Origin of the sequence: Methanocorpusculum sp. GPch4 (assembly GCF_012062385.1) — an archaeon.
GTDB lineage: Archaea > Halobacteriota > Methanomicrobia > Methanomicrobiales > Methanocorpusculaceae > Methanocorpusculum > Methanocorpusculum parvum.
This window is the reverse complement of sequence record NZ_SIJA01000076.1, coordinates 41,639-64,765: the sequence shown is the minus strand read 5'-3', so window position 1 is coordinate 64,765 and position 23,127 is coordinate 41,639. Positions and strand designations below refer to the sequence as shown.

General features: G+C 51.4%; 26 protein-coding genes and 3 tRNA genes. 9 read left to right on the top strand and 20 right to left on the bottom strand.

Going from position 1 to position 23,127, the window contains the following annotated elements; all coding sequences use genetic code 11:
* Position 1: 1 nt before the first annotated feature.
* The 13 genes from EYA77_RS06900 to EYA77_RS06840 form a co-directional block, all read right to left on the bottom strand.
* Positions 2 to 190: a DNA-directed RNA polymerase subunit K gene (locus tag EYA77_RS06900; RefSeq protein ID WP_042699830.1), complete on the bottom strand. Its 189-nt coding sequence runs from the start codon at positions 188 to 190 to the stop codon at positions 2 to 4.
* Between the two features lie 37 nt (positions 191 to 227).
* Positions 228 to 302 (bottom strand) — tRNA-Pro (locus tag EYA77_RS06895).
* A gap of 16 nt (positions 303 to 318) precedes the next feature.
* The gene (locus tag EYA77_RS06890; RefSeq protein ID WP_081406697.1) at positions 319 to 507 is read right to left on the bottom strand and encodes a DNA-directed RNA polymerase subunit N; all 189 of its coding nucleotides are present in this window, start codon (positions 505 to 507) and stop codon (positions 319 to 321) included.
* A gap of 72 nt (positions 508 to 579) precedes the next feature.
* A complete protein-coding gene (locus EYA77_RS06885) occupies positions 580 to 978 on the bottom strand; it encodes a 30S ribosomal protein S9 (RefSeq protein WP_011833613.1) in 399 nt (132 codons plus the stop codon).
* A 14-nt stretch (positions 979 to 992) separates the two neighbouring features.
* Positions 993 to 1,415 carry a 50S ribosomal protein L13 gene (locus EYA77_RS06880; protein ID WP_052320013.1) on the bottom strand — a complete coding sequence of 141 codons (423 nt, stop codon included), beginning with the start codon at positions 1,413 to 1,415 and terminating at the stop codon, positions 993 to 995.
* 7 nt (positions 1,416 to 1,422) lie between these two features.
* A complete protein-coding gene (locus EYA77_RS06875; protein ID WP_011833615.1) occupies positions 1,423 to 1,776 on the bottom strand; it encodes a 50S ribosomal protein L18e in 354 nt (117 codons plus the stop codon).
* The gene (locus tag EYA77_RS06870) at positions 1,777 to 2,604 is read right to left on the bottom strand and encodes a DNA-directed RNA polymerase subunit D (protein ID WP_042699825.1); all 828 of its coding nucleotides are present in this window, start codon (positions 2,602 to 2,604) and stop codon (positions 1,777 to 1,779) included.
* Positions 2,605 to 3,000, bottom strand: a complete 396-nt coding sequence (locus tag EYA77_RS06865) for a 30S ribosomal protein S11 (RefSeq protein ID WP_042699821.1) — start codon at positions 2,998 to 3,000, stop codon at positions 2,605 to 2,607. It abuts the gene before it with no gap.
* 2 nt (positions 3,001 to 3,002) lie between these two features.
* Positions 3,003 to 3,548: a 30S ribosomal protein S4 gene (locus tag EYA77_RS06860; RefSeq protein ID WP_042699818.1), complete on the bottom strand. Its 546-nt coding sequence runs from the start codon at positions 3,546 to 3,548 to the stop codon at positions 3,003 to 3,005.
* Positions 3,549 to 3,561: 13 nt separating this feature from the next.
* Positions 3,562 to 4,014: a 30S ribosomal protein S13 gene (locus tag EYA77_RS06855; protein ID WP_042699816.1), complete on the bottom strand. Its 453-nt coding sequence runs from the start codon at positions 4,012 to 4,014 to the stop codon at positions 3,562 to 3,564.
* A gap of 74 nt (positions 4,015 to 4,088) precedes the next feature.
* Positions 4,089 to 4,173 (bottom strand) — tRNA-Ser (locus EYA77_RS06850).
* Between the two features lie 184 nt (positions 4,174 to 4,357).
* A complete protein-coding gene (locus tag EYA77_RS06845; protein ID WP_042699813.1) occupies positions 4,358 to 4,630 on the bottom strand; it encodes a DNA-directed RNA polymerase subunit L in 273 nt (90 codons plus the stop codon).
* A 61-nt stretch (positions 4,631 to 4,691) separates the two neighbouring features.
* Positions 4,692 to 5,306: a translation initiation factor IF-2 subunit beta gene (locus EYA77_RS06840; RefSeq protein ID WP_042699810.1), complete on the bottom strand. Its 615-nt coding sequence runs from the start codon at positions 5,304 to 5,306 to the stop codon at positions 4,692 to 4,694.
* Between the two features lie 204 nt (positions 5,307 to 5,510).
* On the opposite strand from EYA77_RS06840, the gene EYA77_RS06835 reads away from it, so the two are divergent.
* A complete protein-coding gene (locus tag EYA77_RS06835) occupies positions 5,511 to 6,674 on the top strand; it encodes an archaellin/type IV pilin N-terminal domain-containing protein (RefSeq protein ID WP_167816296.1) in 1,164 nt (387 codons plus the stop codon).
* A 23-nt stretch (positions 6,675 to 6,697) separates the two neighbouring features.
* On the opposite strand, the gene pgk is transcribed toward EYA77_RS06835, so the two are convergent.
* The 3 genes from pgk to EYA77_RS06820 are packed head-to-tail and all read right to left on the bottom strand — an operon-like array spanning position 6,698 to position 9,772.
* Entirely contained in the window at positions 6,698 to 7,915 is a 1,218-nt protein-coding gene (pgk, locus tag EYA77_RS06830; RefSeq protein WP_042699804.1) for a phosphoglycerate kinase, read from the bottom strand.
* Between the two features lie 43 nt (positions 7,916 to 7,958).
* Positions 7,959 to 9,023, bottom strand: a complete 1,065-nt coding sequence (priL, locus tag EYA77_RS06825) for a DNA primase regulatory subunit PriL (protein ID WP_167816295.1) — start codon at positions 9,021 to 9,023, stop codon at positions 7,959 to 7,961.
* Between the two features lie 5 nt (positions 9,024 to 9,028).
* Positions 9,029 to 9,772, bottom strand: a complete 744-nt coding sequence (locus tag EYA77_RS06820) for a DNA polymerase sliding clamp (protein WP_042699802.1) — start codon at positions 9,770 to 9,772, stop codon at positions 9,029 to 9,031.
* A 105-nt stretch (positions 9,773 to 9,877) separates the two neighbouring features.
* Here EYA77_RS06820 and EYA77_RS06815 point away from each other — a divergent pair, with 105 nt between their 5' ends.
* The 4 genes from EYA77_RS06815 to EYA77_RS06800 all read left to right on the top strand — a co-directional run bounded on the left by EYA77_RS06815 (position 9,878) and on the right by EYA77_RS06800 (position 13,560).
* Positions 9,878 to 10,489, top strand: coding sequence for an RlmE family RNA methyltransferase (locus EYA77_RS06815; RefSeq protein WP_042699799.1), 612 nt, complete (start codon positions 9,878 to 9,880; stop codon positions 10,487 to 10,489).
* Positions 10,464 to 11,429 (top strand): GTP 3',8-cyclase MoaA, encoded by a 966-nt coding sequence (moaA, locus tag EYA77_RS06810; RefSeq protein WP_042699796.1) that lies wholly within the window; start codon positions 10,464 to 10,466, stop codon positions 11,427 to 11,429. The genes EYA77_RS06815 and moaA overlap by 26 nt, the downstream gene beginning before the upstream one ends.
* A 187-nt stretch (positions 11,430 to 11,616) precedes the next feature.
* Positions 11,617 to 13,305, top strand: a complete 1,689-nt coding sequence (locus tag EYA77_RS06805) for an AMP-binding protein (protein ID WP_095642097.1) — start codon at positions 11,617 to 11,619, stop codon at positions 13,303 to 13,305.
* A gap of 170 nt (positions 13,306 to 13,475) precedes the next feature.
* Positions 13,476 to 13,560: transfer RNA gene (locus EYA77_RS06800), tRNA-Leu, on the top strand.
* A gap of 82 nt (positions 13,561 to 13,642) precedes the next feature.
* Here EYA77_RS06800 and EYA77_RS06795 read toward each other — a convergent pair.
* The 3 genes from EYA77_RS06795 to EYA77_RS06785 are packed head-to-tail and all read right to left on the bottom strand — an operon-like array spanning position 13,643 to position 17,738.
* Positions 13,643 to 15,517, bottom strand: a complete 1,875-nt coding sequence (locus EYA77_RS06795; protein ID WP_245241216.1) for an ABC transporter ATP-binding protein — start codon at positions 15,515 to 15,517, stop codon at positions 13,643 to 13,645.
* Positions 15,518 to 15,561: 44 nt separating this feature from the next.
* A complete protein-coding gene (locus EYA77_RS06790; RefSeq protein ID WP_167816293.1) occupies positions 15,562 to 17,298 on the bottom strand; it encodes an ABC transporter ATP-binding protein in 1,737 nt (578 codons plus the stop codon).
* On the bottom strand, positions 17,295 to 17,738 hold the full coding sequence (locus EYA77_RS06785) for a MarR family winged helix-turn-helix transcriptional regulator (protein WP_042699787.1): 444 nt from the start codon (positions 17,736 to 17,738) through the stop codon (positions 17,295 to 17,297). Before EYA77_RS06785 ends, EYA77_RS06790 begins: the two co-directional genes overlap by 4 nt.
* 732 nt (positions 17,739 to 18,470) lie before the next feature.
* Between EYA77_RS06785 and EYA77_RS06780 the strand changes: the two genes are divergently transcribed.
* Positions 18,471 to 19,244 carry a hypothetical protein gene (locus tag EYA77_RS06780; RefSeq protein ID WP_167816292.1) on the top strand — a complete coding sequence of 258 codons (774 nt, stop codon included), beginning with the start codon at positions 18,471 to 18,473 and terminating at the stop codon, positions 19,242 to 19,244.
* Between the two features lie 696 nt (positions 19,245 to 19,940).
* Here the strand turns inward: EYA77_RS06780 and glnA are convergent.
* Complete coding sequence (glnA, locus tag EYA77_RS06775; RefSeq protein ID WP_167816291.1) at positions 19,941 to 21,326, bottom strand: type I glutamate--ammonia ligase; 1,386 nt, start codon at positions 21,324 to 21,326, stop codon at positions 19,941 to 19,943.
* 118 nt (positions 21,327 to 21,444) lie between these two features.
* Between glnA and EYA77_RS06770 the strand changes: the two genes are divergently transcribed.
* From EYA77_RS06770 to EYA77_RS06760, 3 genes are all read left to right on the top strand, one after another.
* Positions 21,445 to 21,846, top strand: a complete 402-nt coding sequence (locus tag EYA77_RS06770) for a pyridoxamine 5'-phosphate oxidase family protein (RefSeq protein ID WP_167816290.1) — start codon at positions 21,445 to 21,447, stop codon at positions 21,844 to 21,846.
* A gap of 132 nt (positions 21,847 to 21,978) precedes the next feature.
* Positions 21,979 to 22,620, top strand: a complete 642-nt coding sequence (locus EYA77_RS06765) for a DUF2150 family protein (RefSeq protein ID WP_167816289.1) — start codon at positions 21,979 to 21,981, stop codon at positions 22,618 to 22,620.
* Entirely contained in the window at positions 22,617 to 23,069 is a 453-nt protein-coding gene (locus EYA77_RS06760; RefSeq protein WP_052320001.1) for a DUF5814 domain-containing protein, read from the top strand. Before EYA77_RS06765 ends, EYA77_RS06760 begins: the two co-directional genes overlap by 4 nt.
* Positions 23,070 to 23,127: the final 58 nt, after the last annotated feature.

Sequence of the window (23,127 nt, the reverse complement as noted above, 5' to 3'; positions counted from 1 at the left end):
CTTACAGCACCTCTGACCGGACACCGAACTGGCGTTTCACCGTTATCGGGACCCGATCAGCGTCGAACTCCTCAAGTGCAATTTCAAGAGGATCAATCTTTGCAGTTTTCACGAGAACCGGAGCTCCCATGGAAATCTGTAAAGCACGCGCCCCGACGATACGGGCGCGTTCATAACGTGTATATGTCATAGAAAATCACATCCACAAATAAGAGAGAATGGAAAAATGGGGTCGCTGAGATTCGAACTCAGGTCACTACGTCCCGAACGTAATAGGATGGTCCAGGCTACCCTACGACCCCGCAATTCATTCATGTCTCACGTGTACGGATACAACTCATCAACAGTCTCTTTGTGAGAGATAAGCATTCTTCTGCAGCAGTATCGGTCTAACCCGAGTGAATCAAGAATCTCTTTGGGATCCTCGCCTGCAGCTTTTCTCTGTTGATATTCTTCCCATACAGTAGAAATTACTTTTCCACAGGTGAAACATCGAACTGGTATCATAAGTTATCTTTACGTCCTTATTAAATTGTTGATATGTGGGGTTGCCCCCGCATATATTCTGTATGCTGTGCCTTAACGATAAGACTTCTGGAACCGTGCACGGGCACCGCGTCCATGGGGCTTTTTCGCTTCCTTCTGACGGGAGTCGTTGACCAGGAGAGTTCTGTCGTAAGAAAGGTACACTTCCTTGATCTTCGGGTCATTGGTCCAGGAAAGGATACCGCGGCCAAGTGCCGTGCGGATTGCCTCTGCCTGTCCCATGACGCCTCCGCCGGAGACATCAATATCAACATCGACATTGTCGATGGATCCTGGTGCAAGTGCAAGTGCCTCGGAGATCTTCATACGGATGATCTCGTTGCCGTACACTTCAAGAGGGACAGAGTTGATTCTAACTCTGCCTTTTCCCTCGCGAAGGGTGGCGCGGGCAATTGCGGTCTTTCTTTTTCCACTGGTGTTAATAATTTTCATCTTAGATCACCTGTTTAGAATTTTGCTCCAAGGTTTTTGCTGATCTCGCCAACAGAGATGTATCTGGCTCCGCTCAGCCGTTTCCGGTGTGCGTCTTCCAGAACTTCTGCCTCTACGTCTTTGAATTCGTAAGGAACTCCGACGTATGCCTTGACGCGGCGGAAAGCTGCTGCTCCCGGCCGGGTCTTGTAGGGGATCATTCCACGGATCGTGCGTTTTACAAGGTGATCCGGGCGTCTTGGGAAGAATGGACCTCCCTCAACGGATCCGCGAACACGAGTTACCTGGTATTCGTTTAAGACCATTGCACGGGCACCGGATACGATGACCTTCTCGGCATTGATGATTGCAATCTCCTCACCGGCGAGGATGCGGGTTGCAACGATACTGGAAAGTCTTCCAAGAAGGAGATTTTCTCCATCAATAACTGTTACCATATTCATCTCACCTCAGGATCCTTACGCGGCTTCCTTTCGGATTTGCAGCAACAAGCTCTTCGATTGTCATGCAGGTGCCTTTTGCTTCAGTTATTTTCTCACGGGCAGCATCGGAGAAGTTGAGAGCTGCAACTGATACTGAAGTACCAATTACACCTGCTGCGAGCACTTTGCCCGGAACCAGGATGATCTCATTCTCGTTTGCATAGCGGTTGATTTTACCGACGTTCACTTCTGCCTGATTCTTGCTGGACGTGTTCAGACGGCCGGCAATCTCACGCCAGATGTTTGCCTCGTTCTCCCGGGATGCGCGTTTAAGCATCATGATTAAGGATTCGAGACGTGGGTTAGTTTTATTCATTTACAGTCCCTCCTGTAATGCTTCAATCAGATCTGAAGATCGTGATTTGATATGCAGCAGTGCTCTTTCAATGATCTCTTTCACCGGTAAGGACCCGTCGCTTTCAACAACGAAGATGAACTTCGTGCTGTCTGCACCAATAATAATGGCCGGGTCCTCGCCGATGCCGCTGTCCATACATGCAGTCTCACAGAGACGGCATAACGAACAGTCTTTTTCCTTGCTTTCGCCGTTTACAACACGGATGCTGACGGTATCTTTCGTGAGTTCCAGAACGTCGCGGGGACATTCAGAAACACATTTTCCGCAGCCGTCACAGGTATCTTTAATGGTGATGACCGGATACTCAGAGTAGCCGCAGGCAAGAGTCGGCTGCCATTTGGCATGCTCTTTCCCGTAGTTTACTTCTGCCACTGCTTCTAAGACGACCTTCTGATTTTCCCAAAGTTTGACGATCGGGATGTTGTTGTGGACCGGAACGGTGTTTTCGTCCATGGAGATAAGATCACCGGAGGTGACCATCTTCGGGCCTTCAACACTCAGAGTGAACATCACAGTGCAGTGAGGACATCCCGCGCCGCCGCAGGAACATTCGCTTCTTGGAACATACTGCGAGAGATCGGTCTTGATCGGGATGAGTCCCATTCTGTGTGCCAGCATCTCATCAAAGAGAACACTGGTATTGTCATAGATACGGATATCTTCGATGGCGAGGGTTGGCACCTCACCGATCATCGAGCGACGAAGTGCGTTGGCGAATGCAGGAGTCGCTCCGTGAATAGTAAAACGTGCGACAGAGTCATCGAGCCTGCTGAATACCAGATCCATTCAGACTCTCCTGCCCCTTCTGCCACCTTTAGCACGAATGCTGTCGTGTGGTACCGGAGTTACGTCTTCGATTCTGCCGATGCGCATACCTGCACGTGAAAGTGCACGGATTGCAGCCTGGGCGCCGGGCCCCGGTGACCGCTGTCTGCCGTTTCCGGGAGCGCGAACACGGATGTGAAGTCCGGTGATACCTTTGTCCTTTGATGCCTGGGCAATGTTGATCGCCATCTGCATTGCTGCATAAGGCGAAGACTCATTGCGGGCCTGCTTAACGACCATACCGCCGCTTGACTTGCAGACGGTTTCTGCGCCTGAAAGATCGGTGACGGTGATGATGGTGTTGTTGAATGAGGCAAAGATGTGGGCAATGCCCCATTTTTCAGTTGCTTCTGCCATGATTATGCCCTCTGATTCATGATACGCTGACGTTCACCGTTGGCTTCATCAACAAGACTGGAGGTTGCATAGTACATAACTCCTGCTTCTTCCGCGATCGGAACCATGTAGCTTGGAACACTGACACGCTGCCCATTGATGGCAATGTGTCCGTGGGTGATAAGCTGACGAGCCTGTTTCGGGCTGCGTGCAAGACCTTTGCGGTAGACGATCGTCTGAAGACGGCGCTCAAGGACATCTTCCACCTTTAAAGACAGAATGTTATCCATTGATGCATCCGGACCAATAAGTCCATAGCGCTGGAGCGTGGCGACGAGTTCGTCACGGCGGGCAATAGTCTTTGGTGCTTCGCCGACAGAGGAGGTCATTGCAAGAACTTCTCGAGCGCCCCCTCTGTGTTTTCTGAGGACTTCGGTGGCTCTCCAGATCTCGCGTTTGTTACGCAGACCATAGGTGATCGCAAGGGTGCGTTCTGATTCAATACGTGACTTCTCGAAGCGGCGCTTCGGGGAAGAGTACTGTTTGGTGTTCTTTCCTGGGTATCCCATTTAAATCACCTGATTAGTTCCGCCTCTTGGAGACACCGACGATCTTTCCAAATCTGCCGGTTGCTTTAGTACGCTGTCCGCGAACTTTGAGACCATTCTCATGACGGATACCGCGGTAACACCGCATCTTCTTCATGAGGTTGATGTCATCATCCTTCGCAAGGGAAAGGTCGCTGCCGTAGAGGTGTTTCGGTTCTCCCGAATACACATCTACCGGGCGGTTGACCATCCATTTTGGCACTGAGGCAGGATATGCTTTGACCTGCTCTTCAATCGCGGCCACATCGTCATCGCCTAAGAGACCCATGGTAGCACGGACATCAACGCCGGCTCGGCGGGCAATGACAAGTGCGGCATGGAGGCCGATGCCCTTAATTCCCGTCAGCGCAAGCTGAACAGGCTGGGTACCGTCCAGATCAGTGTTAATGATCCGCACAAAATATTTTAATTCTGACTCTTCAACCATTTTTTCGCCTCTCTTTTGGAGAGTTTAGTCTAAATTTGAAACACACAAAATGTGTGTGTGTTGCGTACGTTAAGCGCAGACGGAGGGATTTGAACCCTCGAGTCCCAGGGGGACACAGGTTTAGCAAACCTGCGCCATACCAGGCTTGGCTACGTCTACAGAGAACTCCGCATCTTTCCTTCCGACGAATCGGAAGGCTGCACAAAACCCATGTTGAATCGTATGCAGATCGACACTCGCAGTATGCCAGATACTGCTCCACTAAACTGAGTGCTCTATTATGTAAGGGTTAGAGCAATATAATACTTCGCCTATTCCCTTGAGAGAGGGAAGGAAAAAAGTATTAGTTTTTCAGACAGGCAAGAAGAGCGTCGCAACGGTCAACCATATGCTGTGCGGCTTCACGGATAACGGTGATCGGGTCTTTTGCAGATCCGGGTTTCATGGTGACAAACAGTTCCGGGTCGGAGAACTGGTATTTGATCACATATTTGGCAACATCCACTTCGGGATCTGCAAGGATCTCATCCACCAATGCGTTGACCATGGTATGCCCCTCACCTTCCAGGGTGATCCGTATTTTATCCTTCTCAAGCTCGATAATCTTCAGCTTCATTCCCTTATAGATTCGCTCGGCGACACTATATAATTGTGGGGTAGGCGGTAAAAAAAAAAGGTTAGAGGATTTTCTGTGTGAAGGCAACCTGACCGGAGATCCTGGTTATGCGCACTTTCACATTCTGGCCGGCCTTGGTTCCGGCAACATACAGGATATATTTCCCGATTCTTGCAACGCCGTCGCCTTTCTTACTGATAGACTCGATATGGACCTCAAGTTCCTTACCCTCCTCAATAGCAGGACCCTGCACCTCGGTCTTTGCTTTTCGTTTCCGGATCGGCCGCTTTGATCCGCACGCTTCACAAAGAAGCATCAATACGCGGTCATCTTTCACAAGTTTCGTGTCAGGCCGGCCGCACTCGGAACAGATGACGTAATCGCCGACATACGTATCAACGATCGCATCGAACTGTGCCTGTTCGAACTTTCCATTGAACACCGCGCGGTTTCCGTCGATCTTTCCGGCAGTACCGAGCTCACCTAAAATGAACTTCATGAAATGATCCTTATCGCGGTTGAGTGAATCGATAATATCAGAAAAGTTCTCAAGAACCGTCGTTTTACCCTCGATATAGATCTTCGCCTTCGGCATAACAAACCGTTCGCCCGTCTCCGTAGGCTCGCCCATCCCGGAATACGCGGTCTTTAACATATCTTCGTATGACTGCACCATAATACTTAGACATTGGTCGTAAGAACATATAGGTCTGATGCAGACGGGAAAAACGACCCATGGCATTTGAATCGCGCCGTGCCATAATATTTTGTCAAATACGGAGAGGGCGATGAGAAAAAAAGCCGGCCCGAACACAGAAAGACTTTTGTCATTTCAAAAAAGGAGGTACAGTACAATAACATCTGCGTTTGGAATTTTTTCATGATACAGAGAGTTGAGTCCGGCATATCCCCGATAATCAGCGTCATACTGCTCATATTTTTAACTCTGGTTCTGGTCGGAGCAGCAGCACTGGTATTTTTCAGTTTCGCCGGCGATACCGCGGATGCAAAACACACCTATCTTACTGCCGAAGCGACAGGCAGCAGCATTGACCCCCTCTTGATCCATCTCTGGAAAACTGACGAGGGATCCGCCCTGAAATCAGTATATGTTTCGGTCAGCACACCTGCCGGCATATCCGTCGGGACACCCTGCCCGGAGCAGGAAAGATATATTGAAGGATGCAGCATCCCAATCAGATTCGATATCGGATTTCCTAAAGGCAGCTACCCGATGACCGTGACCGGCGTCTTTGATGACGGGAGCGAGCAGGTTCTCTGCATCAGGACCATGACCCTGGAAGCTGAGGGACAAAAGATACAGGAAGTAAGTACAGAAAAGCTGATCCTGGTTGCAGAATATCGCAGCTGGAAACCAAATCAGATTTATCTGACCGACACAACACCCTACACAAATAGAAGTAACGTTTCCTACTGGATGCTTGACTTGGGATATACCGGAGCCGTCACACAGATATTATTCGAACCGCTTGTTGGTGTTGAGTATACATACCCCTTAGAGGTATTCACCAGCCCGGAACAAGACTTTCTGATCACATATACGGCATATTATACCGACGGGAAAACCAAAACCACCATCCGGAAAACAGTACGGCTCCATACAAGCGAACAGGAAGATGAAATCGGAGAATTCATCGGAAATTATAAGATCGGGGGAGAATTCCTCCAGGGAACAGGAGATTCCACACATCACATACCGCTGATTGGAACAACATCCGCCGAGATATGGAGAGAGGATATTGCCGGGAGATATATCATAGTGGACGGACATAACCTCCCTGCTCTTCAGATCAATCTTAATTCACCTAAAAATGGAGCATATTCAGTGACCGTCATCTGCGATACCGAATTCCGCGTGGGCAGTACCGCATATTTTGCGAGCGGTGAGACCTATGAAGGAAATCTGTCGACATTCTACCCGAATACGGCAAACAAATCCTCAATAACCGCCACCCTCAGCGTATATGACATAAACAAAACAAAACTTGCCGAACAGACAACCCTCATTATCATACGAGAGTAAAAAAGGAGGAGAAAAAGAGCCGCTCAGTTGCCAAACTTCTTCCAGGACTCTTCGAGCGCAGCGATCGCCGGAAGTTTCTTTCCTGTCAAAAACTCGATACATGCGCCCCCGCCGGTTGAAAGATGAGAGTATTGGGGCTCAAGACCCAGCTGCTCGATGACCGCCGCCGTATGTCCTCCCCCGCAGACAGAAAATTCCGCATTTGCCGCTGCACGAAGCAGTTCAAAGGTCCCGGATGCAAACTTTGCCTCCTCAAAAACACCGGCCGGACCATTAAACACGATCGAACCGGACGCCGCAAGTTCCCGGGAAAACTGCACGATCGAATCCGTACCCATATCCAGGATCGGACAGTCCTTTGGAATCGTGAGAATAGGATACTCTTTGCGCTCATCCTGCTCTTTCACTGCCACATACTCCGGCAGCAGGACCTTATCCGGATACGAATCAAGTATCACCTTCGCTTTAGCGACCTCACCGTCATACCCGAGAGTGCGGATCAGATTTCGTGAAGGCTCGCCGATATCGATACCCTTTGCCAGATAAAACACATTGGCCACCACCCCGATGACGGCGATCTTGTCTGCTGTTTTATTCGCAAGCACATTTCCGGCCACCGCGATGGAATCATCGACCTTCGTTCCGCCCAGAACAAACGTCACCGGCCTGGGCGCTGAGGTGAACACTTTTGAAAGCATCGCGACCTCCTTTTCCATCAGAAGACCCGCCACCGTTTTCATCGCATAGGGCAGGCCCGTGATCGTCGGCTGCGACCGGTGCGCCGTGCCAAACGCATCATACACACAAAGATCGGCCATGGCCGCAAGTTTTCTCACAAGATGGGTCTTTGCCCCTTCTTCAGGTTTCAGACTCAGATTCTCCTCAGCAGAGAACCTGACATTCTCCAGCAGAACAACATCCCCGGGATGAGAATCATAAACTGCGCGCTTCGCGCAGCTGCCGATGATATCGTCCACATACGTGACCGGCATCCCTAAAAGCCGCTCAAGTTTATCAGCGTGGGCCGCGAGAGTCGTGAAATCCTTTTTACCCGGCCGGCTCTGGTGTGCGATGACCACAACGCGTGCGTCTTCCAGCGCCTGCAGAGTCGGAACATGTTCACGGAATCGTTTATCATCCAGGATAGTATTGGAGGAAGGATCTATAGGGGAGTTGAAATCCACACGGACAAGAACGGTTTTTCCGCGTGTTTCAATATCTGCAAGAGTCCCGAAGTTCATAGCAAAAAGATATGCTTTTCGTACCTATAAATACCCAGTGTCCTCAGTCTTCAGATGCTTCTTTTCCTAAATCCCCGCCGTCCGAACCCTCTGCTTTCTTTGCCGTCGCCTCATCCCTCATCCGCATTTTATCCAGCATCTTCTTTTTGGAGCGGTAATAATTCAGCGGGTGGGAAACCGACTCGCAGAGCCGGTCCTTATTCACACAGATCCCGTGCGTCAGCATTGTCGCGCAGGAAGGCGTGGTATACTCATTCGTCAGAATATGATCGACCTGATAATTCGTCATATCAGGATTATAATCCGGACTCCGCGCAAAGATCCCGCCGATCTGTTCATTGTTCATCCCCACATTATGCAGAAACGCCGTCATCGAAAAACGCCCCGAATGGGTCAGATTCACCCCGGCAGCCGCAGCGGAGATCAGCGACTGGATACAGGGAGGATACGCCGACTCATCGATCGCCCCAAACTCGGCAAGGGTCCGTTCCTGCACTGCCGAGAGGATCTTATCGCTCCACGGCAGATACTCCCGCAAGATCGGCTCGGGAATATCGAGCGGCAGGCCGCAAGAAAGGATGTTTCGGATCCTTTCGGCGATCAAAACATCCATCTCATCTGCAGAAACCTTCACGCGCCCGGCCAGCACATCACGATTGATCAGCCGCCACTTCGCATCACGCACACGGGATGCAAGCTCCACATACCGGATCACGGCGAGCGATCCGTCACCGGTCTCAAGACCGAGTTCCTCACACACCCGTTTTTTCAGAAGCTGATTCTCCTCGGCATGAAAATACGCATAGACCCGGGCAGCCTCCATCCTGCAGAGCCGGTCGATCGTCCGCGTGTCTTTCGTACAGGATACGAGGACCCGTGCCAAAACATAGGTGATGATATCGGAGACCACATCATCTTCCGACTCAGGATAGACGGTTTTTCCGTTAAGTGCGAGCATGATCCGGTCGGCCGCACGGTCAAGATAGGAACAGCCGGTCGTCGAGCCGGAAAGACCGGCCATTTTGATTCCGCGGGACGCAAGCAGCCCCTGTGCTTCAGGTAAAAAAGGATAGTGAGCCAGATCGCGCTTTTCAACGGACGTACGCATAACGGTTAATCTGCCTCGATCCTCGGAGCAAGAAGATAGCCCACACTTCCTTTGCCGCCTGCATAGACGAAGGAAAACTGGACAGGATGATCAGTCCCCAGACGGATCTGCACCTTGTCCGCACGGCTGATGGATTTGCCCATATCCTTCAGATAGTCCAGAGAGAACAGGGATTTTGCATCGGCACAGGTGATATAATGGACATCTTCGCCGGCAAGCTCGCGTTTGATCCGGTCGGAATCACCGTCGGCATTCATCGTAAAAACGCAGGTCTCGGCAGAAACGGCAAGGGAGATCTTATCAGAAACCATCGCTGATGCCTTGATCGCATCATAGAACATGATGCCCGGTATCTCGAAGGTGGCAGGGAGGTTCAGGTTCGGCGCGTTCGGGTCTTTTCTGATGGTCTTTGTATCGAGGAGGGTTATTGAATATTCATACCCGCCGAAGCTGATCTTAAGTTTTTTGCCTGAGTCATCGAGTTCAAGAGAGACGATATCCGTCTTGCCGATCATCGACATCATCGATCTGATCTTTTCTATATCGAGACCTATTTCACAGGGTTCTGCCGCAAATGTGAGAAACGCCGACGCAGAGAGCTCTAATGAAACCATGGCCACATTGGACGTATCCACCGTGATCGTTCTGATTCCCTTCTCGTCAACGTGAAGACGGCATTCGTTTACCAGTGCTGAGACCGCATCGATGGTCTCCCGGAAAATATCTGCTTCGATTGTTGCTTTTAACATCAGTATAACCCCTTGACACACTCTCTTATACCAGCGTGACAAACTTTAATAGTATAATTATATCCGCGCTCATATAAGATATACGTTAAGTTGGGAGGAAAACACATGGGATCACAATGGACAAAAGATAATGTATATAGAAAAGCCATGCGGGATGGATATAGGGCCCGCTCGGCATACAAACTCATCGATATCAATGAACGATTCAACGTTATCCGGAACACGGACAATGTGGTGGATCTCGGCGCGGCCCCGGGAAGCTGGCTTCAGGTCTTAAAAACGATGACCGAAGGTCAGCTCTGCGGAGTTGACCTGAACCCGATCATCTCACTGGAAAATGTCATAACCATTACCGGGGATTTCACCGATCCGGCCGTTCAGGCAAAGGTCAGAGAAGCGATGCCGCTTGTGAATGTGGTGGTCTGCGATGCCTCACCCCACCTTTCCGGAGCAAAATCCTATGACCAGGCACGGGTCATGGGTCTGAACGAGGAAGCCCTCAACTTTGCCTCCACCCTGCTCAAACAGGGAGGGAATCTGGTCATGAAATCCTTCCAGGGTTCGGACTTCAACGAGCTTCTTGAACTGGTGAAAGAGAAGTTCTACTCGGTGCGGGTCATCCGTTCCACGGCGACCCGCCGGGGAAGTACCGAATGTTATATCATTGCAAAGAACTTCATTGGGGAAGGAAATGACGACAGAAAGAGACGCGAGTGAGATCCTAACTGACTCATACAACCGAACGATTTCAAATGTCAGGATAGCCGTGACCAGCGCGTGTGATCTCCGGTGTATCTACTGCCACAGAGAGGGGGAGGGGGACAACGGATGTACGCGGGATGAACGGACCTCCCAGATGACCCAGGAAGAGATCGCGGAGCTTATCGGCGTTTTTGCCGAACTTGGCGTCAGGACGATCAAACTCACCGGCGGAGAGCCGCTTCTCCGCCCCGATCTTCTGGATATCATCCGCTCCATCCCCCCCCACATCGAGTCGTCGCTGACAACAAACGGCACGCATCTTGCAAAACTCGCAGATCAGCTGAAAGCAGCAGGTCTTTCCCGGGTGAATGTAAGTCTTGACACTATGGACCGGGAAACCTACAAAAAGATCACCGGGCGTGACCGGCTGAAGGATGTTCTTGACGGGATCGATGCGGCACTCGCGGCAGGCCTCACACCGGTAAAACTGAACATGGTCGTCTTAAAAGGTATGAACGATCAGGAGATCGATGAGTTCCTGGCCTTTGTGCGTGCACGCGGGGAGAATCTCATTCTGCAGATCATCGAACTCATGGATATCAACGGATGGACCGACGATATGGATCCTGCCGTCCACGGAAATGCTCAACTCGTTGCCGATCTTGAAAAAGAGTTCGCCAAACATTCCTCGCAGGTGACGACCCGCCATATGCACCACAGGAGAAAATATCTGGTGAACGGCGCTCTTGTTGAGGTCGTCAGGCCGATGCACAATCCGGAGTTTTGTGCAAACTGCAACCGGCTGAGGGTGACCTCGGACGGGCTATTGAAGCCCTGCCTTCTCAAAACCGGAAACGAGGTCTCTATCCGCGGGCTGCACGGAGACGAGCTCAAGGCGGCGATCGGCGCTGCAGTGAAAAACCGCAGTCCGTATTTTTGTCCAGAAGAGAGCTGAGCTCTTCTTCTCTGTTTTTTCCAAAATCCTCTGCACGTGACGGGTTGAAGATCCGACAGTCAATACCAATCCACAGATGCTTACCGGTATCCAGTCTAAGAACTGACCCGCAAAAACTATGCCAAAACGCGTTTTTTCATCCATGCGTTAATTACGGGATAACGCAAATATTATTATAGATATCGCTATGACTGAAGAAAAAGGCAACATTGGAGACTACGAGGAAACCTACAAAACCTTCTCCATCGACGTCCCCAAACATTACAATTTTGCGTTTGACGTCATTGACGCCTGGGCAAAACGCGACCGCAACCATCTTGCGATGATATGGACCAACCAGGACGGTGAAGAGAAAAAGTTCACCTTCTGGGATCTGATGATCCACTCAAACGAAGCGGCCAATATCCTGATGAAGTTCGGCATCCAGAAAGGTGACCGTGTTCTTCTGATGCTGCCGCGTGTTCCCGAGTGGTGGACCCTGGTCCTGGGCATCATGAAGCTCGGCGCGGTGTTCAGCCCGTCACCCCACATGCTTACTGTCAAAGATATCGCCTACCGTATGAAGGTCGGCGGATTTAAAATGGTCATCACCGACAGTGAGAATATGGCAAAGGTGGATGAGGTCGCGACCCAGTGCCCCCACCTTCAGCTGCGAATGACCGTGGATGATAAACCCGGCCAGAAACTTCCCGGCCAGTGGATCGGCTACCAGAACGAGCTCAAATACCCGGCGCCCGTCTCGACAAAACTGGTCAGTTCGACCGGACGCAAGGTCCTCTCGACCGACCCGATGCTGATCTACTTCACGTCAGGTACTACAAAAGACCCGAAGATGGTTCTTCACGATTATGCCCATCCGCTCGGACAGATCGTGACCGCAAAGTTCTGGCATGATCTCACGGAACATGACGTCCATTTCACCGTCTCGGATACCGGCTGGGCAAAATGCGGCTGGGGAAAGATCTACGGTCAGTGGATCTGCGGCGCCTGTATTTTCGTCTACGATTACCGGACGAAGTTCCATGCGACCGAGCTTCTCCCGCTCATCGAACGCTACGGGATCACCTCGTTCTGCGCGCCGCCGACGATCTACCGGATGCTGATCATCGCCGATCTGAAGAAGTTCTCGTTCTCTGAACTCAGGACATGCACAAGCGCCGGCGAACCGCTGAACCCCGAAGTCATCAGGATCTGGCGTGAGGGAACAGGCATCACGATCCGCGAAGGCTACGGACAGACCGAAACCTGCTGCTGTATTGCGACCCTGCCCGGAATGGAAGTAAAACAGGGATCGATGGGAAAACCCGTCCCCGGCTGGCACATCCAGCTCCAGGACGATGACGGACATGAAGTGGTGCAGGGAGATATCGGCAAGATCGCGGTCTCACTGAACCCGCGACCGGTCGGACTTATCAAGGAGTATCTGAACAATCCTGAAGAAAACGCTGCGATGTTCGTGAACGGCTGGTATTACACCGGAGACAAAGCACGTCTGGATGAGGACGGATACTTCTGGTTCGTCGGAAGAAATGATGATGTGATCAAAAGTTCCGGATACCGTATCTCCCCGTTCGAGGTGGAATCTACCCTCCTTGAGCACCCTGCAGTCAAAGAGAGCGCAGTCGTCGGATCGCCCGACGAGATCCGCGGCATGGTGATCAAGGCATTCATCGTTCTGCATTCCGGGTATCAGCCTACCGAGAAACTCGCCAAGGATATCCAGGAGTACGTGAAGCGGACGACCGCGCCGTACAAATATCCGCGTCTTATCGAGTTCGTTTCCGATCTGCCGAAGTCATTTTCGGGAAAGATCAAACGCGGCGAACTCCGCGAACGCGAGATGAAACGGTTCGAAGAGGAAAACACCGATCAGTAAGAAACAAACCAGCGGGTATTCGCGTGAGACGGATATTCCCCTGTCTTTTTTTCCCGGGACGGGGCGGTTCTCCGCGAATAAAACCGCATGTATATTTAGCAGAACGTCGAATATGTAAAAGCACGTCTGTGCAATGGTCCCTTTGTGAAGTCAAAGGAGTCTGATCACTTGCGAAGGTAGCCAAGCCAGGTTAAAGGCGCCAGCTTCAGGGGCTGGTCTCGTAGGAGTTCTGGGGTTCGAATCCCTTCCTTCGCACTTGTTTTTTTAACACGTTCTTTAGCATGAGAGCGGAGTGTTTCGATCTTAAAAAAAGGATTTTCCCAGCCGGGAAAAATACTCATTCCAGCTCAAACGCGCCGGAATACAGCTGATAATACCGTCCGCCTTCAGCGATCAGCTTTTCATGACTGCCCCGCTCGATGATCCTGCCTGACTCAAGGACCATGATCACATCAGCATTATGCACCGTTGAAAGCCGGTGGGCGATCACAAAAACCGTGCGTCCCTTCATCAGGGAATCCATGCCTGCCTGGACAATAGCCTCGGTTCGCGTATCGATACTCGACGTCGCCTCATCCAGGATCATCACCGGAGGATTTGCCACCGCGGCCCGTGCGATGGAAAGAAGCTGGCGCTGCCCCTGGGAAAGCGTTCCGCCGTCCCCTTCGAGTATCGTATCATACCCCTCCGGAAGACGGGAGATGAAGTTGTGGGCGTTGGAAAGATGCGCGGCGGCATACACCTCCTCATCAGTTGCATCCAGCTTTCCAAATCTGATATTTTCCCGGACCGTTCCGGTAAACAGATTCGTATCCTGCAAAACGATCCCAAGCGACCTTCGCAGATCCGCCTTTCTGATCCGCCGGATATCGATCCCGTCATAGAAGATCTCCCCTTTCTGCACATCATAAAACCGGTTGATCAGATTGGTGATCGTCGTTTTTCCCGCCCCCGTTGCGCCGACGAACGCGACCTTCTCGCCAGGACGGGCATACAGCGTCACATCATGCAGAACATCCTTGTCCGGCGCATACCCAAACGTGACCCCGCGAAGCTGAACATCCCCTTTCAGCTGCGTATAGACCGGACGGCCGTTTTGTATCTCCTTCCAGGCCCAGACTCCCGTATAAACGGATGATTCCGTCAGGGCCGCGCCTTCTATCTCCGCATTGACCAGCGTTACATCGCCGGTATCCTCCTCAGCCGGTTCATCCATCAGCTGAAAGATCCGCTCTGCTCCCGCCAATGCCATGACAACCGAACTGAGCTGCTGGGAGACCTGACTGATCGGCATCATGAAACTTTTACTCAGCTGCAGGAAGGCCGCGATCGCTCCAAGAGTCAGACCGCCTACCCCGCTGATTGCCAAAGCTCCGCCCAGTACGGCCACCAGAACATACTGGATATTTCCGAGATTTATGACGATCGGCATGAAAATATTCGCAAACGTGTTGGCGGATGCCGCATGCCCGCGCAGTTCATCGTTCATTGCGTTAAACTCAGATTTGACCGTGTCTTCGTGACAGAACACCTTGACGACCTTTTGCCCGTTGATCATCTCTTCGATGTAGCCGTTTACTTTTCCGAGGGATTTCTGCTGGCTGACAAAATAGGTCGCGCTTTTCCCGCCGATCTTTTTCATTACAAAGAACAGGATGACCACCATGAATACAACAAGGATCGTCAGGATACTGCTCGTATAGATCATTGCGGCGAAGACGAAAATGATGGTCACGACCGAAGAAAACACCTGCGGGACACTTTGCGAAAGCATCTGGTGCAGGGTCTCGGTATCGTTTGTGTAATGACTCATCGTATCGCCGAATTTATGCGTGTCGAAGTACCTGACAGGCAGCTTCTGCATATGGGCAAACAGTTCGTCCCGTATCCTCTTCATGACCCCCTGGGAAATGATGACCATGAGCCGGCTGTAGATCAGCGTCGACAAAATACCGCAGAGATAGATGAGCCCCATGAAAAGGATCGCCTGGAGTAATGAGGTGAAGACCGGATTTTCCATACCAAGAAGCGGCGTGATGTAATCATCGATCAGCACTTCGAGGAAGAGCGATCCGATCACTCCGGCAAGGGTGCTTAAAAGGATACAGACGACGACGACACCAAGCGTTATCTTATACATCCCCGGCAGATAGGAGAGAAGACGGCCCAGGGTCTTTTTTACATCCTTGGGTTTGTTTCCGACTACCGGCATTCCCGGACGTTTGGATCGTGGGGAGGGAGGTCCCATCGGCGGCATTACAGCTCACCTCCCTTCATCTGGGTCGCATAGACCTCCCGGTAGATCGGGTTGTTTGCCATGAGTTCGGCATGGGTCCCGACCGCATTTATGTGACCTCTGTCCATCACGACGATCTTGTCCGCATCCTCTACCGAAGAGATCCGCTGGGTGATGATGATCTTCGTGGTGCCGGGCAGTTCGGAGAAGAGCGCCTGTCTTATCTGCGCATCCGTTTTCGTATCCACGGCGCTTGTTGAGTCGTCCAGAATAAGGATCCTCGGTTTTTTCAGCAGAGCGCGGGCGATGCAGAGTCGCTGTTTCTGGCCGCCGGAAACATTCGAACCTCCCTGTTCGATCCTTGTGTCGTATCCGTCGGGAAACTTTTGGACAAACTCATCCGCACAGGCGAGTCTGCTGACGCGGATCATCTCTTCGTCGGATGCGTCGGGATTGCCCCATTTGAGATTGTCACGGATCGTTCCTGAGAAGAGCACATTTTTCTGCAGGACCATGGCAACCTGATCACGCAGCGTTTTGATGTCGTATGCTCTGACATCGATCCCGCCGACCAGTACCGAGCCGCCGGTCACATCATAGAGCCGGGGGATGAGCTGGACGAGGGTGGTTTTGGAACTGCCGGTCCCCCCGAGGATGCCGACCGTCTCGCCAGACCTGATCTCCAGATTGATCTTCTGCAGACAGATGCGTTCGGCAGCTGAGGAGTAACTGAAGTCAACATCACGGAAGCTGATATCACCGTTTTTGACAAAAAATACGGGGTCTTTCGGGTTATGCAGATCGCTTTGCTCGTCGAGGACCTCGACGATCCGTCCGGCGGATGCGCGCGACATGGTGATCATGACGAAAACCATCGCCAGCATCATCAGACTCATCAGGATCTGCATGGTGTAGGCAAAGAGACTGACCAGCTGACCAGTTGTCAGGGTCTCGGCAACGATCAGCTGGGCGCCGAACCAGGAGATGAGAAGGATGGCCAGGTAGATGACAAACTGCATCAGCGGGCTGACAAAGGCGAGCAGTTTTTCCGCTTCCGAGAAGTAGCGGTAGATATCCTGTGAAACGCCTTTGAACTTGGCGGTCTCGTAGTCGTCACGGACATAGGATTTTACGACCCTGATCCCGCGGAGGTTTTCCTGAACGACTTTGTTGAGTCGGTCAAATGTTTTGAACACCTTTACAAATATCGGCTGGACCCTGGTGATGATAAGATACATCCCAACCCCCAGGATCGGGATCAAAAACAGGAAGATCAGCGAGAGCTGGGGATTGATCCCGATGACCATGATGTAGGATAAGATCAGCATCAGCGGGCAGCGCATCGCGACCCGTATGATCATCTGATAGGCATTCTGGACATTGGTAACATCGGTGGTCAGCCGGGTGATGAGGCTTGATGTCTGGTATTTGTCGAGGTTGGCAAACGAAAAGTTCTGGATCGCGTAAAAGATGTCCTGCCTGAGGTTTTTTGCAAATCCGGTTGAGGCGGACGCGGCATATCTGCCAGCGAGAACGCCAAACAGAAGTGATAGGAGGGCGGAGATGAGTAACGCAAGGCCGAGCCGAAGGATAACGCCCATATTCCCGCCGGTGATCCCGTCGTCGATGAGACTGGCAAGGATCAACGGGATGAGAACTTCCATGACGACTTCGAGTCCGACGAACACGGGTGTAAGCAGACTGTCTTTTTTATACTCGCGGATCGAGCCTGCAAGGCGTTCTACGGTGCGGTTCATGTCATCTTCTCCAGATTGTTCAGCATTTTCCAAAGAACCGAACGAACTGCTTCGAGTTCTTCTGCGGGGATGTCTTTTGTCAGATGTTTGTCGAGATCAGAGACATTGCGTTTTGCCTGCCGGCTGACTGCCAGGGCTTTTTCTGTGAGCAGGATCTTTTTGAGCCGGGCGTCATAGTCGACCGGTTCTCTGATGATGAGATCGTTTTTTTCCATCAGCTGGAGTATCCCGGTGGCCGTAGACCGCCGGATGGAGAATTTTGTCTCGATGTCTTTTTGGAAGACGTCGCGGGTTCCTGCGTGGCGGATATAGCCGATTATCTGGATCTGGGTGCCGGTGAGATTTTTCAGCGGCCCCTGGGAAGCGGTATTGTCCAGGTTTCGTTTGATATGGTTTGCCAGGATCCTGATCAGGATCGCCGCAGGGGGTCTGTCTTCCATGTATGAAATAGTTAGGGGGCTAACAATATATACGTTTTCAAGAGCGGGGTGAGCTGCAAGGCTCGCCCTCAGCTGAGCAAGTCGATAGACTTGCGATTGCGGATCGACGGCGCAGCCGGAGATCTTAGCGGAGGCGGGGTGAGCCGCAAGGCTCGCCCTCAGCTGAGCAAACCGATAGACTTGCAACCAAGTTTTCAAAGGAAACTTGCGAGCGGGTCTTCTCCACTCCGGAAGAACTACTTTGAAACAAATATGGGTCTCAGAAAATAGGATATCCCGCCGCGGGCCGCTCCGCGCCAGATCGCAAATCAAAGATTTGCTCAGCTGAGGCTGCCCCTGCGGGGCAGCCCGTAGTCACTTCCCGCACCCCGAATCAAAAAATATCTCCCGTTACTCCGCCCCTGTCCCCCTTTTCGTGAATTTCGTTGGCGGGTTGGACACGGAACGCGGACAAACTCAGCAGAGGCGGATTGACGGCGCAGCCGGAGATCTTAGCTGAGCAAGTCGATAGACTTGCGAGCAAATCTCTGATTTGCGTTATGTTTTCGTGAATTTCGTGTGATGACCGCAGTCGCAAATCAAAGATTTGCTCGCAAGTCTATCGACTTGCTCGGCTGAGCCCGCCCCTAAAGGGACGGCCCGCCTCAGCTAAGGGACCCAAAGGTCCCCGCCCCGCCAGCAGAACATATATCCACCCTCGCGATGATACGATACTACAAGGGTCATCCGGAAATGAAAAACAGACACTCACCCCTGAGTGAATGGAAAATACTCAGTGATCATCCTGCTTATGACAAAACAGCAGCCGTTCTCCGTGCGGGAAACATCACCTGGTACTGCGAATATACCGACACAACCGCCGGCCGTCATACGATCCTCTTTCTCCACCCGGCGTTTTGGAACACAGCCGAAAGCTTGACCGCATATCAGACGGATATCCTCATATCCCTCATCGGTCTTGCAGCTGACGAGCCGCGAGAATACTTCGATATGATCTCCCGATACCTCAGAACCGCGTTACAGACGGCTGAGGATCTCTGGTACAAACAGACGGAGTTCTGCCGTTTTTATTGTGGAACCGATGTCCTGGACGGCGGACCATGCGAATCATGCGATAGGTATTCTGCTCCCGGGGACACAAAAGTGTCCGCGGATCTGGAAAAATATCTCGAACGGAATGCAAAAGAGCTCCGTCGCCAAACGGCAGAGTTCGATACTTTGATCCGATCGAAAAACGCGGAGAAAACCATCGGCTGGAAGAAAATGTACCCGGGCGAAACCAGCCTGCCGGGATCATTTGAGGAGTATGCGGGTTTGTATTTTGAACGGAAAAACGCGATCCTTGCAGGCATCCAAGAAGTTCGTACGTTCCTTGCGGAGTTGCGGGAGGTCACAGACCTATTTGACGAAGGAAAATACAAAGACGTCAAAGGATTCTGCAAACTTGCCGATGAAAATGATTTGCGCCGAAATAACGGATCACTCGATCCTGTCAGGTATGTATAGAGGGGTTTCAGTACCATCATTCCGCCCTCAGGTATGTGTGTATATAGACATATGTGGTGAAAAAAAAGGATGGGGGGATAAGGACTACGTCCGTAAGTAAGTAAATACGGGAAGAAAATTGCTCATCAATCACTTTTTTTTTATAAGTATAGTACATAGTTTGTTTTGTACAGAAGAGAGAGAGAGAGAGAGAGAGGAAGTAAAAACGCATTTGTCTATGTGTGTATGTAAGTACGTCTTTCCTTACGTCCGGACGTAGTCGGGAGGGGGATATCGTTTTTTTTTCTTGTGTGTATGTAGGTACATGCGTAGATACACACGCAGTATTTCGCGGCATGCTCTCAATCCAATTCGGGATCCCGGGATCGTTTCCCCCGACGAAATTTTTTCCAGATTTCCACTCGCAAATAAGTATTTCTACTCCATTTTGACCTTCCGGCAATCATTTTTGACAGTTTTTTGATGGTGATTTTTCATGAGTAAATGTCGAAATCGCCAGCATTCGGCGTATATTCTCTTTGTGGCAGGATTTCTCCCCTCCCGAAAAAGGGTATTTTTGATCGGCGGACGGTCATTTTCGAATAGAAACGGTGGTTTTCGAGTGGAGACTGAGTAAAATGAGAGCTGTTTGGATGAGTCAGCTGAGGGGGGAAGGCTAAGCGTACCCCGTCAATGAAAAAAAGTATGGGGAATGTCTCAGTAGGTCGCGAGATAGCGTCTGATCTCCCAGTCGGTAATCGATTTGGAGAAGTCCGCCCACTCGAGTTCCCCGATCCGGTTGATCTGGGCAAGCACATGCTGCCCTAGAACACTGCAGAGAAGCGGATCGTTCATCAGAGCGGTGTTTGCCTCGTGCAGACTCCACGGAAGACAGCGGATGCCCTCTGCCGCCCGTTCGGCCGCGCTCATTCTGAAAATATTTTTATCAACACTCTCCGGAGGCTCGAGCTTCTGGATCACGCCTTCCATACCTGCCGCCAGCATAACGGCAAATGTCAGATACGGATTGCAGGTCGGGTCGGGGCTTCTGAGCTCCGCGCGGGTGCTTTTTCCCCGGGAAGAGGGGACACGGATCAGTGCGGAACGGTTCATTGCCGACCAGCCCACATAGACCGGAGCTTCGTATCCGGGGATGAGACGCTTATATGAATTCACCGTGGGGTTCGCGATCCGCGTGATCCCGTCGATGTGTCTGAGAATTCCTGCAATAAAATGGCGGCAGGTTTCAGAAAGCTGGTGTTCTCCTTCGGGATCGAAGAATGCATTTTTGCCGTCCTTCATTAAAGAACAGTTGACATGCATTCCAGAACCGTTGATGCCGTAGACAGGTTTTGGCATGAACGTGGCATGAAGACCGCGGTGGAGAGCCAGGGTTTTTGCCGCGAACTTAAAGGTCACGACTTTATCAGCCATAGAGAGGGCATTTCCGTAGGTGAAATCGATCTCGTGCTGAGACGGGGCGACTTCATGATGCGATGCCTCGATATCGAATCCCATCTCTGACAGAGAGGTCACGAGATCGCGGCGCACATCCTCTCCGGGATCGGTCGGGGTCTGATCGAAGTAGCCCCCGTGATCCTGAAGTTCCACTGAGGGGTGACCATTCACCATTCTGAATAAGAAGAACTCCATCTCGGGACCGACATTGAAGGTGTATCCGAGTTCTGCCGCCTTCTCAAGCTGCTGATGCAGAATATACCGGGGATCACCGGTGAAGTGTTCGCCGCGGGTCGTGTAAACACTGCAGATGAATCTCGCAACACGATACTTTTCATCCGACCATGGAATGATCTGATAGGTCTCCGGCTCGGGCCGGAGCACCATATCCGACTCTTCCAGTCTCGCAAACCCCTGGATCGAGGAACCGTCAAAACTGATACCGTCAGTTAAGGCTTTCCTCATCTGTTTCGTCGGAATCGCGACATTTTTCGGTTTCCCCTCCAGATCTGAGAACTGAAGAAGAACCGACCGTACATGGTCATTCTCAAGCTGCTTGAGAACTGCACCAATTAACTCCTCACGGTCGCCGCTCTTTGTTGCGGCAGGAGAGCCAAACGGACTTTTACGTTCGTCAGAAACCATGCACATATATGCGTGGTGATTGATAATAAATGTCAAGTTCACACCAGGGAAAAAAGGCAGATCAGACCCGGTTATAGGAGGAAAAGTTTGACATACCTATACAGCACAACTACTCCTTATGACACTACTTACTGCAGAACTCAAAGAACAGATCGCCAAAGTCGGCGTATGTCATCTGGTCACTGCATCGAAAGCCGGCGTCCCGAATGCAGCCCCGATGGGCGCGGTATGGGTCATGGAAAATGATGTGATCTGGATCGCAAATAATTTCATGAACAAAACCATTGCAAACATCAAAGAAAATCCCCAGGTATCCCTCCTTGTCTGGAGCAGGGATATCGGCAACTGTTTCCAGCTGAAAGGAACTGCCGCCGTCGAATCCGGAACCGCCGACCACAAAAAAATGAAGGAGCTCATGGAAGCAAAAAAACCCGGCCTTCCGGGAAAGGAACTGGTCAAAATCAGCGTGAAAGAGATTTTCACCTGCCTGCCGGGACCGGATGCAGGAAAAAAACTCTAACTTTTTTTTTATCTATCCTGTTTCAACGGGATAAGTCCCGGTATCTTTGAACTAAAGAGATGGGCATTTCACCCCCCATAATCAAACACAAGTTCTATTACCACACTCGACCGAACTATTCTGTACTTAAGCATGGCTGCCAAAAAAAGTAAGAAAACAGCTGAGCCGGAATCTGCTCCCAAACTCTTTTACATCTTCTACAATCAGGAGAGATGGGACAACTGGCTCAAGACCCTCGAGACGGCTGACTGGGCCGGGGATGAAGAATCTGATGAAATGCCGGAAGGATTCCGTATCCTCGACGGATTTTCCGATGACATCACGCTTGCCGTGATCAAGATCATCAGACTCTGTCAAAACGGCAGGATACCCCTGGAAGAGGCAAAGTCCAAACTCCGCAGTGTCGAAGAGATCGTCATGGCCGAGGTCCCGGGCGAAGAACTTGCAGAGATCGTTGGTTCAATGCAGGTCTCCCTTGTCGTCCTCTTTGCAGCAGGACAGAAGTATCTCGAAGAGATCCGCCCGCCGGCAGAAGAGGTCAAGAACCTGGTCAAAGAGGGACGCAAAGTCGTCACAAAAGACCCGGAAAAGGCGCTGGACATCGCATCATCCATCGGATCAGCCGTTATCAACGGAGCTTCCTGCTGCGGAAAATATGTCAAAGATACGGATGAACCGACCCTCTTTGACGAGTGGCTCGTTGAGGTCGAACGGATCGCCGACGCAATGAAATCGCTCAAAGACTTTGATGAGGAAGCCGGAGAATCCTCGTGATCGCGGGCAGAGCACGATTTCGTTACATAAAAAAATTACAGCGTGCTGCAGGTCACCGTCTGCCTGACGGAGCCTTTCACCCGGCAAATCTGGAAGCGATCACCGGGTCAATGAATATCGACGGCCTGGATCCGGGAACGCGGGACCAGATCCTCCGTTTTTTTAAGGATTTTCTGGAATGCACCTGCCGCGACTCACCGCTCTGCGGGTGTCCGGAACGTAAATTCGTCATCAGCATCCTGGAACTCAGAGAGATGGGGCTGAACCATAAAGAGATCCACCGGCACCTGATCGATGAGTACGGGATCGATCTATTTCCGGCGGATATCCTGAGTTTTCTTGAAGAATCCGTCCACCTTCTTGAAGCGATACGAAGCGTGGCCGATCTGGCAGGTCAAAACGAACTGGTCAGACGGGCCGATGACCACATCAGAGAGATCTCACGCTGATATCCTCCGTCAAATACCCGGGCATCACATAAGGGAACTTCCCAAAGCCCAACTCTTT

Coding starts and splice junctions, on each gene's coding strand:
- EYA77_RS06900 (WP_042699830.1), bottom strand. CDS start 190: ATGACATATACACGTTATGAACGCGCCCGTATCGTCGGGGCGCGTGCT.
- EYA77_RS06890 (WP_081406697.1), bottom strand. CDS start 507: ATGATACCAGTTCGATGTTTCACCTGTGGAAAAGTAATTTCTACTGTA.
- EYA77_RS06885 (WP_011833613.1), bottom strand. CDS start 978: ATGAAAATTATTAACACCAGTGGAAAAAGAAAGACCGCAATTGCCCGC.
- EYA77_RS06880 (WP_052320013.1), bottom strand. CDS start 1,415: ATGGTAACAGTTATTGATGGAGAAAATCTCCTTCTTGGAAGACTTTCC.
- EYA77_RS06875 (WP_011833615.1), bottom strand. CDS start 1,776: ATGAATAAAACTAACCCACGTCTCGAATCCTTAATCATGATGCTTAAA.
- EYA77_RS06870 (WP_042699825.1), bottom strand. CDS start 2,604: ATGGATCTGGTATTCAGCAGGCTCGATGACTCTGTCGCACGTTTTACT.
- EYA77_RS06865 (WP_042699821.1), bottom strand. CDS start 3,000: ATGGCAGAAGCAACTGAAAAATGGGGCATTGCCCACATCTTTGCCTCA.
- EYA77_RS06860 (WP_042699818.1), bottom strand. CDS start 3,548: ATGGGATACCCAGGAAAGAACACCAAACAGTACTCTTCCCCGAAGCGC.
- EYA77_RS06855 (WP_042699816.1), bottom strand. CDS start 4,014: ATGGTTGAAGAGTCAGAATTAAAATATTTTGTGCGGATCATTAACACT.
- EYA77_RS06845 (WP_042699813.1), bottom strand. CDS start 4,630: ATGAAGCTGAAGATTATCGAGCTTGAGAAGGATAAAATACGGATCACC.
- EYA77_RS06840 (WP_042699810.1), bottom strand. CDS start 5,306: ATGGTGCAGTCATACGAAGATATGTTAAAGACCGCGTATTCCGGGATG.
- EYA77_RS06835 (WP_167816296.1), top strand. CDS start 5,511: ATGATACAGAGAGTTGAGTCCGGCATATCCCCGATAATCAGCGTCATA.
- pgk (WP_042699804.1), bottom strand. CDS start 7,915: ATGAACTTCGGGACTCTTGCAGATATTGAAACACGCGGAAAAACCGTT.
- priL (WP_167816295.1), bottom strand. CDS start 9,023: ATGCGTACGTCCGTTGAAAAGCGCGATCTGGCTCACTATCCTTTTTTA.
- EYA77_RS06820 (WP_042699802.1), bottom strand. CDS start 9,772: ATGTTAAAAGCAACAATCGAAGCAGATATTTTCCGGGAGACCATCGAT.
- EYA77_RS06815 (WP_042699799.1), top strand. CDS start 9,878: ATGGGATCACAATGGACAAAAGATAATGTATATAGAAAAGCCATGCGG.
- moaA (WP_042699796.1), top strand. CDS start 10,464: ATGACGACAGAAAGAGACGCGAGTGAGATCCTAACTGACTCATACAAC.
- EYA77_RS06805 (WP_095642097.1), top strand. CDS start 11,617: ATGACTGAAGAAAAAGGCAACATTGGAGACTACGAGGAAACCTACAAA.
- EYA77_RS06795 (WP_245241216.1), bottom strand. CDS start 15,517: ATGCCGGTAGTCGGAAACAAACCCAAGGATGTAAAAAAGACCCTGGGC.
- EYA77_RS06790 (WP_167816293.1), bottom strand. CDS start 17,298: ATGAACCGCACCGTAGAACGCCTTGCAGGCTCGATCCGCGAGTATAAA.
- EYA77_RS06785 (WP_042699787.1), bottom strand. CDS start 17,738: ATGGAAGACAGACCCCCTGCGGCGATCCTGATCAGGATCCTGGCAAAC.
- EYA77_RS06780 (WP_167816292.1), top strand. CDS start 18,471: ATGAAAAACAGACACTCACCCCTGAGTGAATGGAAAATACTCAGTGAT.
- glnA (WP_167816291.1), bottom strand. CDS start 21,326: ATGGTTTCTGACGAACGTAAAAGTCCGTTTGGCTCTCCTGCCGCAACA.
- EYA77_RS06770 (WP_167816290.1), top strand. CDS start 21,445: ATGACACTACTTACTGCAGAACTCAAAGAACAGATCGCCAAAGTCGGC.
- EYA77_RS06765 (WP_167816289.1), top strand. CDS start 21,979: ATGGCTGCCAAAAAAAGTAAGAAAACAGCTGAGCCGGAATCTGCTCCC.